The sequence below is a fragment of the Stenotrophomonas sp. STEN022 genome (assembly GCF_056760155.1).
Genome location: NZ_JBRREG010000046.1, coordinates 24062 through 35076, shown reverse-complemented (window position 1 = coordinate 35076; position 11015 = coordinate 24062). Strand labels below are relative to the sequence as shown.

10 protein-coding genes are annotated in these 11015 nt (G+C 60.6%); 2 read left to right on the top strand and 8 right to left on the bottom strand.

The genetic code is table 11. The annotated features are described in order from the left end of the window. Positions 1-178 precede the first annotated feature (178 nt). The 5 genes from ACVOMF_RS11370 to ACVOMF_RS11350 form a co-directional block, all read right to left on the bottom strand. Positions 179-568: a GNAT family N-acetyltransferase gene (locus ACVOMF_RS11370; RefSeq protein ID WP_481509388.1), complete on the bottom strand. Its 390-nt coding sequence runs from the start codon at positions 566-568 to the stop codon at positions 179-181. A 1145-nt stretch (positions 569-1713) separates the two neighbouring features. Continuing rightward, on the bottom strand, positions 1714-1953 hold the full coding sequence (locus tag ACVOMF_RS11365; protein WP_481509387.1) for a hypothetical protein: 240 nt from the start codon (positions 1951-1953) through the stop codon (positions 1714-1716). Positions 1954-2011: 58 nt separating this feature from the next. Continuing rightward, a complete protein-coding gene (locus ACVOMF_RS11360; protein WP_481509386.1) occupies positions 2012-2467 on the bottom strand; it encodes a hypothetical protein in 456 nt (151 codons plus the stop codon). 1137 nt (positions 2468-3604) lie between these two features. Then, positions 3605-3883 (bottom strand): hypothetical protein, encoded by a 279-nt coding sequence (locus tag ACVOMF_RS11355; protein WP_481509385.1) that lies wholly within the window; start codon positions 3881-3883, stop codon positions 3605-3607. Between the two features lie 647 nt (positions 3884-4530). Beyond that, a complete protein-coding gene (locus ACVOMF_RS11350) occupies positions 4531-5454 on the bottom strand; it encodes a LysR family transcriptional regulator (protein WP_481509384.1) in 924 nt (307 codons plus the stop codon). Positions 5455-5562: 108 nt separating this feature from the next. Between ACVOMF_RS11350 and ACVOMF_RS11345 the strand changes: the two genes are divergently transcribed. Both ACVOMF_RS11345 and ACVOMF_RS11340 read left to right on the top strand, forming a co-directional pair. Then, complete coding sequence (locus ACVOMF_RS11345; protein WP_481509383.1) at positions 5563-7074, top strand: FAD-dependent oxidoreductase; 1512 nt, start codon at positions 5563-5565, stop codon at positions 7072-7074. A gap of 2 nt (positions 7075-7076) precedes the next feature. Next, positions 7077-7268 (top strand): hypothetical protein, encoded by a 192-nt coding sequence (locus ACVOMF_RS11340; protein ID WP_481509382.1) that lies wholly within the window; start codon positions 7077-7079, stop codon positions 7266-7268. A 394-nt stretch (positions 7269-7662) separates the two neighbouring features. Here the strand turns inward: ACVOMF_RS11340 and ACVOMF_RS11335 are convergent, their stop codons facing one another. From ACVOMF_RS11335 to cutA, 3 genes are read right to left on the bottom strand one after another with little or no spacing between them, the layout of a single operon-like run. Further along, positions 7663-8253: a TlpA family protein disulfide reductase gene (locus tag ACVOMF_RS11335; protein WP_481509381.1), complete on the bottom strand. Its 591-nt coding sequence runs from the start codon at positions 8251-8253 to the stop codon at positions 7663-7665. Next, positions 8253-10613: a protein-disulfide reductase DsbD family protein gene (locus ACVOMF_RS11330; RefSeq protein ID WP_481509380.1), complete on the bottom strand. Its 2361-nt coding sequence runs from the start codon at positions 10611-10613 to the stop codon at positions 8253-8255. Before ACVOMF_RS11330 ends, ACVOMF_RS11335 begins: the two co-directional genes overlap by 1 nt. Before the next feature lie 3 nt (positions 10614-10616). Next, on the bottom strand, positions 10617-10940 hold the full coding sequence (cutA, locus tag ACVOMF_RS11325) for a divalent-cation tolerance protein CutA (protein WP_481509379.1): 324 nt from the start codon (positions 10938-10940) through the stop codon (positions 10617-10619). Between the last annotated feature and the right edge of the window lie 75 nt (positions 10941-11015).

Genomic DNA, 11015 nt, shown 5'->3' with positions numbered 1-11015 from the left:
ACAGGACGGGATAGCCCTCGCGTAGCACCTTGGTTGTGGTGAACGCAGCTAGGTTGGTCGGCTCTGAGAATGGCCAATCGGATGCTGGAAACGAATGTGGGTGTTCCTCGACTGAGTCCATTTGGGCTAACTCTGGAATTAAGCCGACTCGCGAAGCGAGTTCGGCTTGAATGAATGGTTAGGCATTGTTGGCATAGGCCAAGCAATGAACGATGACGGAATAATTCTCATTACCAGGCATCCAACCACTCACGATTTTCGACTCTACAAAGCCAATGGACTTGTAGAAGTCCAAGGCGGCCTCGTTGCCCTGCAATACCTCGATGCAAAGGCCTCCTGGGCGCTCTGCAAGAGCAGACCTCACCAGGAGGCCTCCGACCCCCGTGCGGTAATAGGCCGGATCTACGTATAGCCAGGTAAGCTCGTCCTGACTATAGGCTACGAAGCCGACGACAAACCCATCCTTATCAGCAACAAGAATGTCGTAGTCAAACAAATCCTCTCTTTCAGCGGCGACTTCCAGCGGCAGAAAAGCTTCCTGCAAGTTTGCTCCGCGCAGCTCATCCACGCGAGCTAGATCGTGAATCTCGGAGATGCGAGGCCAATCATCCTCATGATAGCTACGAATTCTCATACGATGCCTAACTCTGGAATTAAGCCGCGCCGCGTAGCGGCGTCGGCTTGAATGAACTGTTAGGCGGCTGTGGCCAACTACCGCCCTGACCAATACTGTCTTGCTTGTGCAACCCAACGCGAGCCGATCATGCCACAGCTCGCGGGATGGAGCTTGCCCGGGAAACCTTGCCGAGCGTTGCCGCCGAAGTGCGATGAAATGATTGCGGAAGACCAGTGAAGCGTAAGACGAAGTGGCGGGCCTACCGGCGCCAGGAACAGTTGGAACTGTTACCCGGAGACGACCGGTGACTTGCCGATGTTGCTGCCGAGACGAGAAGGGCCAGCCAACCCAACACACCGCCGCCTAACTCTGGAATTAAGCCGACTCGCGAAGCGAGTTCGGCTTGAATGAACCGTTAGGCGGCTGCAGCCAATTGCATAACCCATGGCCAACGCTGCCCTGCTTGTACAACCCAACATGAGCCGATCATGCCACAGCCCGCGGGACGGAGCTTGCCCGGGAAACCTTGCCGAGCATTGCCGCCGAAGTGCGATGAAATGATTGCGGCAGAGCAGTGAAGCATAAGGCGAAGTGGCGGGCTTGCCGCTGCCAGGAACAGTTGGAACTGTTACCCGGAGCCGACCGGTGATTTGCCGATGTTGCCGCCGAAAGAAGAAGCGCCAGCCAACCCAACGCACCGCCGCCTAACTCTGGAATTAAGCCGCGCCGCGTAGCGGCGTCGGCTTGAATGAACTGTTAGGCGGCTGTGGCCACTTACCGCTCCCCGGGCCAATGCTGCCTTGCTTGTGCAACCCAACGTGAGCCGATCATGCCACAGCTTGCGGGATGGAGCCTGCCCCGGAAACCTTGCCGAGCGCTACTGCCGAAGTGCGGCGAGATGATTGCGGCAGAGCAGTGAGGCGTAAGACGAAGTAGCGGGCTTTGCGCTGCCAGGAGCAGTTGGCGCTGCTGCCCGGAGCTGGCCGGTGACTTGCCGATGTTGCTGCCGAAACGAGAAGGGCCAGCCAACCCAACACACCGCCGCCTAACTCTGGAATTAAGCCGACCCGCGCAGCGGGTTCGGCTTGAATGAACTGTTAGGCGGCAACCACGCGCCACCTGCTTTGTAAAACACCGAACTGCATCTGTGCTTGGGCGAACGCGTCAGCGACTGATATGTGCCACGTGTCTCCGTTGAAGGAATCGCCCCCAAGGGGCGAAGAGCTAACAAGGAGATACCCTGACGATTCTTTGAAAATCCCCAAATGAACGGGAACGGTTGCACCGTTGACGATGGCAGAAAAGTCATCTATCTCAAAGGTGAGGATCTGCTCCATTGCCGCCTAACTCCGGAATTAAGCCGACCTGCGCAGCGGGGTCGGCTTGAATGAACTGTTAGGGCTCATACGGCGCCAGTAGTGAGTCCCAGAAAGTTGGAACCGGTGAGCCAAGGATGTTGGATAAGCCGACTTTAAGAGCAAGCTGTTCCTCCGCCGTAAGTGGGTTCTCCTCCAGCCCAACGGGATGCTCTCTGCGCCTTGTGTAAGGACGAACGAACTCGAGGGCGGCCAAGAATTGATGCCAGGAATCCGCGACTGGGGTGGTCTCCCAGTAGCCCATGCCATGCATGGCTGTATACACCGGCAATGATGCCTGGAACTGATCAATGAAGATCGGGTCGCCACATGCGGTTTCTCTGGCTAACACGAGCCAACTCTGATTCCAGTCAGGCCCTTCGTACCCGATTTGTTCTTCGGTTAGCGCGGCAAGTGAGAAGAACGCTATGCCACCTATGCCAAAAGAAAGGTCAGGTTGGGGGAGAAGATTTTTGGCTAGCGACGATGTGTCCATGAGCCCTAACTCTGGAATTAAGCCGACTCGCGAAGCGAGTTCGGCTTGAATGAATTGTTAGCGCCCATGCGGAGTTCTACACGTCTGACTTTGGACGACCTCATTCCGCACATCGAAGCCACCGGATGACTCATAGATACGGCTGCGAAGTGACCTAATTACAGCACGGTCACAAGCCCATATGCGGGAAGAGAGATTGATCTTGATGTTTGAAACTGTTCCATCCGGTAGAACATTGAATGACGCGCTGGCGGCGCAGGTTGTTTCGGGATTCGCAAACATGCAAAATTCTGGTGGAATAATGACGGGCTCCGAGCTCAGGAGCTTAGGTGGAGTGACGTTTCTCTCCGGCTTGTTGTCAAGTGAATCCTGAAGTGCGACCAGAAGCAGCATTGAGATGAGCATGGGCGCTAACTCTGGAATTAAGCCGACCCGCGAAGCGGGTTCGGCTTGAATGAACTGTTAGGTGCGTACTTGCAATTAGCGGAGTTGGGTTTTGCAAGCACAGCACACCTCAGGATTGAACACCGGAACATCCGGCTCTGGGAATGAGTCACAACTTGGGCAGCGATAAGCTCTGATGCCAAGATAGCCGCATGCCAAAGCTACGGCGAAGAGGCTGAAGGACAGAAAGGGCGAAAGGGAATTGAGGGAGCACAATAGCGCCGCTAGCGCGAGCAAAGCGGGCGCAGCACATCCAAGCCAGAGCCCTAAGCGGCGAGACCGTAAGAATGCCTGTTTGATCTGCTGAGGATCTGACATGAGCACCTAACTCTGGAATTAAGCCGACCCGCGCAGCGGGTTCGGCTTGAATGAACTGTTAGGCCTCAATGTCAGGCCCGATTTCCGACTCGTAAGCCATTGCTTCGTAGCCAAGATGGCCATCCTTTCGCACAAGGTGCACAAGACAGCCTGGTTCTCCATCAGGGAAGGTGAATCCCTGATCGAGCTGCACGACGTCGCCGATCCTTGGTTCCGTTCCATCCGGCGAAGTGAATCGCGACGATGGAATCTCGGCGATTAACGGTGCCAACGGTGGCTTCTTCATCGCGAAACATGTCCGGTGCGGGAGTCTTGCTCGAGGCCTAACTCCGGAATTAAGCCGACCCGCGCAGCGGGTTCGGCTTGAATGAACTGTTAGGCCTCATTGAGAACGGCCTGTCGAAACTGCTGCACGTAGGTCGTGCCGAGCCTTGGTTCGAGTCGCTCTACTGCTTGTAGTGCTTGGGCTACATCGAATGCTTGCCCGTCAAGCACCGAGAGCGCTTGATTGTGAAGAGAGTAGGCAAGCCATGCGGCATCACTCGCTGGGCTTTGCTCCTCGGGGTCGATGTGACTTGCAAGAAGAACCCGCAGGTTGAACAAGGCAACAGCTAGAAGGCGTTTCTCTAGATCGACTTGCTGGTCATCTGACATGAGGCCTAACTCTGGAATTAAGCCGACTCGCGAAGCGAGTTCGGCTTGAATGAACTGTTAGGCGGCTGCAGCCAATTGCATAACCCATGGCCAACGCTGCCCTGCTTGTACAACCAAATGCGAGCCGATCATGCCACAGCCTGCGGGATGGAGCTTGCCGGGGAAACCTTGCCGCGCGTTACCGCCGAAGTGTGAAGAAATGATTGCGGTGTGGCAGTGAAGCGTAAGACGAAGTGGCGAGCTTGCCGATGCCAGGAACAGCTGGAACTGTTATCCAGCGCCGACAGGTGACTTGCCTATGTTGCTGCCGAAAAGAAGAAGGGCCAGCCAACCCAATACGCCGCCGCCTAACTCTTAGTAGGCCGCCTAAAAGCGGTGTAAAACCGAGTATGCCAACTTTAAAGTCCGTTTTAAACGGAATTTATTGCCTTTGTAAACAAAGGCTTGCGACCTTTGGCGCGGCTTGTGATTACCTTCGCCCTCCGGGTTTAGTGCCGTTTCTTCACGGTGATATCGAATACACCCCTCTCCCGGCGGGCGTATTGGCGCTTGGAATGCCGTGATCGCGATGATTCTTCCTGCGGTCCATCCAGTCTGCATGACGAATCCGGAGTTGGCCAAGCGCTCCGCCACGCTTGCTCAAACCCTCACTCCACTTCCCGCACCCGCGCTAACTCCGCCGCATTCCGCAGCGCCTGCAGGAACCTCGCCAGCGGCGCGTTTTGTGGCTCGCCGTCACGCGTGTAAACCATTACCGGCCGTTGCCACGCAAACCCAGGTGCATCCAGCTTCACCCAATGCCCGGCAAGCAACTCGGCCTGCGCCAGACGGCTGGGTAACAAGGTGAGATAGCCGCCGTCGCGAATCATCGCGCGCATGAATTCCGGCGAGCCACTCTCCATCGTGTTGAGCGGTGGCTCCAGCCCGGCTTCGTGGAAGCGCTGCCGAAACGCGCCTTCGACAGCACCAAGTCGTCGGCCGAAAATCCAGGCCTGCTCAAGCAACTGTGCCGGGCAGATATCGCGTTGCCGCGCCAGCGGGTGGCGCACGCTGGCCAGTACGCGGTACTCGTCGTGCATCAGCACTTCGCTCTTGACGCGCGGGTCCGGGTCGCCATCTCCGAAGGTGTGCAGCGTGACTACCGCATCCAGCTCGCGTGCCAGCAGGTTGGGCAGCAGCTCGGGCAGAATGCCGCTGCTGACGTGGATGCCGATCTTTGGCCAATGCCGACGCAGCGCCAGCACCGCAGGTGCGACTAGCGAGCCGGCGGTACTGGGGCCGGTGCCGATGCGTACTTGGCCTTCGGCGCCGGTCTGCAGCTCCTGCAGGCGGTCCTCGAAGCGGCGCACGGCGTCGTGGGCAGGCTGGGCATGTTCCATCAGCAGGCGGCCGACGGCGGTGAGTCGGGCCTCGCGGCTGCCGCGTTCGAACAGGCGGGCGCCCAGCTGTTGCTCTAGCGCCTGGATGCCCTTGCTCAGGGCCTGTTGGGTGCGCCCGGTAGCCGTGGCGGCGCGGGTAAAGCTGCCGTGTTCGACCACGGACAGGAAGTAGCGAAGCTGGCGGAGGTCCATGGCGATACTTGATTACAACCAATGGTTGTGGATCGTACGCGAATTGGTTGGCGGTTGTGGGGGCAGGGCATCGATAGTCGGCTGATCGCAATCTCCCGGAGGGGAACCATGGCCAGTCGCAACGCCGTCAAACAGTGGGATCAGCAGTACGACCTCGTCATCGCCGGTTTTGGCCTGGCGGCCATGTGTGCTGCCATCGAGGCGCACGACCTGGACCCGAATCTGTCCATCCTCATTCTGGAAAAGGCCAATGAGGCCGAGACCGGCGGCAACAGTCGCGTTGCCGGGCAATCGTTGCTGATCACCAAGAACGCCAAGGTGCTGGCCGAGTACCAGCGCAAGATGAGCGTGGCCAACCCGATCCCGGAAGACATGCTGGTGCCGTGGTCAGAGGCGATGGAAGCGCTGGAGCCGTGGATCCAGGAGCGTGCGGCCCAGGCCGGCGCGCAGTTCATCCACGGCACTGGCTTCTCCGAGCGTGATGCGGTGCTGGAGTTCCCGGAGTTCGGTGCGCGTGAGGCCGTGCATTGCACCGCCACCATCCTGCCGATCCCGTCCGGCGTGTACCTCGCTTTCCGCGAGAACATCCGTCTGCGTCCGCGCATCCAGATCGCCTATGAGTCGCCGCTCAAGGATCTGGTGCAGGACCCGGATACGCTGGAAGTATTCGGCGTCATCGCCGAGCAGAACGGTCAGCGCGTGGCCATCCGTGCCAACAAGGGTGTGGTGATGGCGACCGGTGGATTTGAAGCCAACCTGGACATGCAGCGCAATTACTTCGGCCTGGCCAACCCGGCACCGCTGGGCACGCCGCACAACACCGGCGACGGCATCAAGATCCTGCAGAAGGCCGGCGCGGATCTGTGGCATATGCGCAACCAGGGCCAGTCCGGTGGCATCTGGCCGGGCTTCAAGCCGGAAGGCTTCGTCAATGGCTTCCTGCGCAATTTCTTCTGGCAGAGCTTCAGCTGGATCGAGGTGGATGCGAACACCGAGCGCTTTTACAACGAGACCGCTGAGCTGCAGCTCACCCATTACAAGGAAAAGAAGCACGGTCATTGGGTGGACACCCCGCACTATCGTGCGCAGCCGGTGCATATGATCTTTGATGCCATCACCTGTCAGCACAACAAGCTGGTGGTGGAAGTGATGAGCTGGAACCCGGTGGTGCTTGGCTACAAGTGGTCCGATGACAATTCGGTGGAAGTGGAGAAGGGCTGGATCCAGAAGGCCGATACGCTGGAAGAACTGGCGGTGAAGATCAATCGCGATCCAGCCAAGCTGCGTGCTGAGGTTGAACGCTACAACACGGCCTGTGCCGCGAAGAATGATGCCGATTTCGGGCGTAACCCGGACACGCTTTACCCGATCGTGCAGGCGCCGTTCTATGGCATGCGGGTTGATCCCGTGATCGTGTGCACGGGTGGTGGCGCGCGCCGCAACATCAAGTCCGAGGTGCTGGACCATGCTGGCAAGCACATCCCGCGCTTGTACGAGGCCGGTGAGATGGGCTCGATGTTCTCCGATCTTTATCAGAACGGTTCGTACCTGACCGAAGCGATGATCTCGGGGCGTGCTGCGGGGCGTGAGATCGTCGGTCTTGGTAACTGGGAGGCTTGAGTATGAAGGTTGCTACCCCTGCGATGAAGCTGGATGTGCGCATCAACGATGTAAATGCTGAAGATGGTCTGCTGGTGATGGATGGTGTGGCCGGCATGTTGCCGTGCAAAACCAGCCTGACGCCCGCCGAGTTCCGTCAGATGATGAAGTTGGCACTAAGGCCGAGTGTGTTGGCGCTGCTGTTCAAGAAGTAAGGCGGAAGCGGTTGCTTGAAGCCTTGCTTGGAGCCCCTCTCCACCGGGAGAGGGGTTGGGGAGAGGGTGAGGTGCAAAGCACGATATAGAGGCCAAAAGCTCCCCCTCATCCGCCCTTTCGGGGCACCTCGCTCCGCGCCCCTGCCCCGCGTAGCACGCGGGGCGTACGAACAGTCACGAGCCTTGGCTCGTAAACGCCTGTTCTTAACCCCGCAAGCGGGAGAAGGGACAGCAGTGCAAAGCAGAGCGTGAGCGACGTACTTCTTCTCCCGCTTGCGGGGACAAGAGCCAGTCAGCGCAAAGGCGGCAGGCTCTGAAGAGTTGGGTGAGGGGATGCTTTGGCGCCCCGCGCGAATCCAACTGCTGGTGCGCTGTGCTTACCCACGCTGCGGATTCAATGCGCTGTCGCAGGCTCCACGCCTGCTACCCAAGCATCAATCTCCCCCGCCTTGAATGGCCCAAGCTTCTGCTTGAGTACACGGCCCTGCGCGTCAATCAGCACGCTGTAGGGCAGCAATCCCTGCGAATTGCCAAGCCTGACGCTGGCATCATTCGGCCCCGGCGTCTCGATCACGATCGGGTAGTACACCGGCACATTGCCGAGGAAATCCAGCACCGCATCAGGAGTGTCCAGCGCCAGTCCAACCACCTGCGGTCCAGTATCCGCATGACGTGCGGCAAACCGCGCCAATTCCGGCATTTCTTCAATGCAGGGCGCACACCAGCTGGCCCACACGTTGATCAGCAGCGGCTTGCCCTTGAAATGATCCGGGAACTGCACTGGCATGCCATCCAGATCGGGCAGGGTGAACGCCGGCATCAACTCGCCAACACGTACGCCTTGTACCGGTGTCGCCGATTTCAGCGGCGCTGACGGCGTACTCATCGAAGGCAACGGCACCGGGATGGGCCGGCTCAGCCACGCGCCTGCCGACAGCCCGGCCGCTGCGGCGATACCTGCGACCCACCAGACGGCGCGACGCATCAGCGTGCCGCGCGCAGCAGCGCTTCTTCTGCGATGGACTGGGTCAGCACGGTCGGCAGCACGCGCGGCGGTGCGCCCGGGCCGTAGACCACGTACAGCGGTACGCCGACAGCCTTGTGCTGGTCGAGGAAGGCACTGATCTGCGGGTCCACATTGGTCCAGTCGCCGCGCATGTACACCGCGTTGACCCGCTTGAGCGTGTCGCGGAATTTGTCGCGATCCAGCACATTGCGCTCGTTGGCCTTGCAGGTGACACACCAGTCGGCGGTCATGTTGACGAACACCACGCGGTTGTCGGCGCGCAGGCGGTCCAGCATCTGCGGCGAATACGCCACCGTACCTGCGCTGGCGACGACAGCGCCAGGCGGCGGCAGGCGGGTAACGCCCCATACCGGCACCAAGGCCAGCAGCGCGATCACCGCGCCCAGCACCATGCCAATCTTGCGGCTATGCCAACGGCTGCGTTCAAACCACCACAGGCCCAGCGCCAGCAGGGTGAGGCCGATCAGCATCAGGCCCATCGCATCGATGCCGCGCTGCTTGCCCAGTACCCACAGCAGCCAGATGGCGGTGAGGTACATCGGGAAGGCCATCACGTGCTTGAAGGTTTCCATCCAGGCACCCGGCTTGGGCAGGCGTTCTGCCAGTGCCGGTACAAAGCCGATCAGCAGGAACGGCAGTGCCAGTCCCAGGCCCAATGCCAGGAACACCAGCAGCGCCAAGGCCGGCGGTGCGGTGAAGGCGTAGGCCAGTGCCGGGCCCATGAACGGCGCGATGCAGGGGCTGGCGACCACGCAGGCGAGCACGCCAGTGAAGAAGTCACCACTGGGGCCGCTGCGCTTGGTCAGGTTCTGGCCGAGTCGCCCAGCACTGCCGCCCAGAGTGAACAGGCCGGACAGGCTCAGGCCAACGGCGAACATCAGGTACACCAGCGCGGCGATGAACCACGGGTGCTGCAGCTGGAAGCCCCAGCCTGCCGCTTGCCCGGCAGCGCGCAGCGCAAGCACCAGGCCACCAATCGCGGCAAACGCAACCAGCACACCTGCCGTATACCAAAGCGCGTGGCTGCGCGCGCGCTGGCGGCTCTCGCCACTCTGCGCCACGCCCAGCACCTTCAGTGACAGGATCGGCAGGACGCAGGGCATCAGATTGAGGATCAGGCCGCCGGCCAGCGCCAGCAGCAGTATCCAGAGCAGCGAGCCATTGCCGGCGGTATCGGCGGGCGGCTGGCTGCGGCGGGTGTTGTCGGCGGACGCATCCGGCGCGGCCTCGGCCAGGCTGGCGGCCTCAGCAGCCGGACGCACCACCAGCGGCTGCGGTGCCGGTGGATTGGCCGGGTCGATCAGCGGCATCGGCGGAACTTCGCCCTTCTTGCCGGCCGGCAACGGCTGGATCACCAACGGGGCGACGGCCAGCTCTTCTTTCTCTTTCGACGAAATCTTGCCCGCGGGCAGCGACAGTCGCACCCGGCGGGTCATCGGCGGATAGCAGATGCCGTCGGTCTGGCAGCCCTGGAAGGTGACAACCAGAGTTGCCGGGGTAGCGTCGGGCTTGTCGCGGCGTAGCGGCAACGGCACGTCAACCTGGTCGAAATACACCACCACGTTGCCGAAGTGCTCGTCGCGATACGGCTTGCCAGCCGGCCACTGCGGGCGCCCCGCGCGCACGCCATCGGCGCCTTCCAGTGCCAGCGAGGTGCGGTCGCGATACAGGTAGTAGCCCGGCGCCGGCGAGAAGCGCAACAGCAGGCGGTTGCCATTGTCGACGATGGCCTCGAAGCCGAAGGCTTTTTCCGAGGGCAAGGGCAATCCCTGCACGGCAGGGGCGCCGGGCAGGTTGAGGCCGCCCCCGTTGTTGCCGGCCAGCGGGTTGAAGATGGGCGCAGCAGACGGTGCGGTGGCTGCAAGCGCGGGCGCGGCACCGCCTGCGGCAGGCAGCTTTACTTCGATGTTGCGCTTCTGCGGCGGGTAGCACACACCGGCATCGGCACAGCCCTGGTAGCGGACTTCGAGGGTGACGCTGGTGGCGCCCGCGTCGGCGGTACCTGGCAGGATCGAGCGCAACTGGCGGTGGTAGGTCTCCACGTCGCCGAAGAACTCGTCGTGCTTCTTCTCGCCCTGCGGCATCTGCAGCGTGCCGGCGGTGAAACCAGGGCCGGCTTTGACGCTGGTGCGGTGGTGGTACAGGTAATAACCCGGGGCGATGTCCCAGCGCAGCTCGATGCGGTCACGGCTGGGCGCTTCAGCGCGCAGTGCAAAGGCCTGATCTACCGGCAGCAGGTCTTTTTCATTGATGGCCAGCGCTGGCAGGGCGGCCAGTGAAAGCAGGCAGAAAGCGGCAAATTGTCGCAACAGCATCATTAATTATGTTTCCTCCCGGGTCTGCGCCCGGATCCAGTCCAGATACGCCGGCAAGCCGGCGCTGGGGGAGATCGCCACGATCTCCGGCAATTCATAGGGGTGGTGCAGCCTGATCGCGGCGCTCAATGCATCCAACCGATCAGCGCAGGTTTTTATAACAAGCTGAATCTCTTCAGCTTGTTCAATCTGCTCCTGCCAGCGGTACACAGACCGCATCGCAGGCAACAAGTTCACGCAGGCAGCCAAACGCTGCTCTACCAGGTGGTGAGCCAATGCCTGCGCGGTTTCATCGTCGGGGCAGGTACAGAAGACCAGTCTTACGTCCATCCGGCCATTGTGGCAGAAGCGCTTGAGGCGTTTTCTGATGGAAGTGTTGACATCGTTGTCATCAATTGTATATTG

What these genes read in the sequence shown, in the direction of transcription:
- ACVOMF_RS11340 (WP_481509382.1), top strand. Translation starts at nt 7,077, where the DNA reads ATGAAGGTTGCTACCCCTGCGATGAAGCTGGATGTGCGCATCAACGAT.
- ACVOMF_RS11345 (WP_481509383.1), top strand. Translation starts at nt 5,563, where the DNA reads ATGGCCAGTCGCAACGCCGTCAAACAGTGGGATCAGCAGTACGACCTC.
- ACVOMF_RS11365 (WP_481509387.1), bottom strand. Translation starts at nt 1,953, where the DNA reads ATGGAGCAGATCCTCACCTTTGAGATAGATGACTTTTCTGCCATCGTC.
- ACVOMF_RS11350 (WP_481509384.1), bottom strand. Translation starts at nt 5,454, where the DNA reads ATGGACCTCCGCCAGCTTCGCTACTTCCTGTCCGTGGTCGAACACGGC.
- cutA (WP_481509379.1), bottom strand. Translation starts at nt 10,940, where the DNA reads ATGGACGTAAGACTGGTCTTCTGTACCTGCCCCGACGATGAAACCGCG.
- ACVOMF_RS11360 (WP_481509386.1), bottom strand. Translation starts at nt 2,467, where the DNA reads ATGGACACATCGTCGCTAGCCAAAAATCTTCTCCCCCAACCTGACCTT.
- ACVOMF_RS11335 (WP_481509381.1), bottom strand. Translation starts at nt 8,253, where the DNA reads ATGCGTCGCGCCGTCTGGTGGGTCGCAGGTATCGCCGCAGCGGCCGGG.
- ACVOMF_RS11355 (WP_481509385.1), bottom strand. Translation starts at nt 3,883, where the DNA reads ATGTCAGATGACCAGCAAGTCGATCTAGAGAAACGCCTTCTAGCTGTT.
- ACVOMF_RS11330 (WP_481509380.1), bottom strand. Translation starts at nt 10,613, where the DNA reads ATGATGCTGTTGCGACAATTTGCCGCTTTCTGCCTGCTTTCACTGGCC.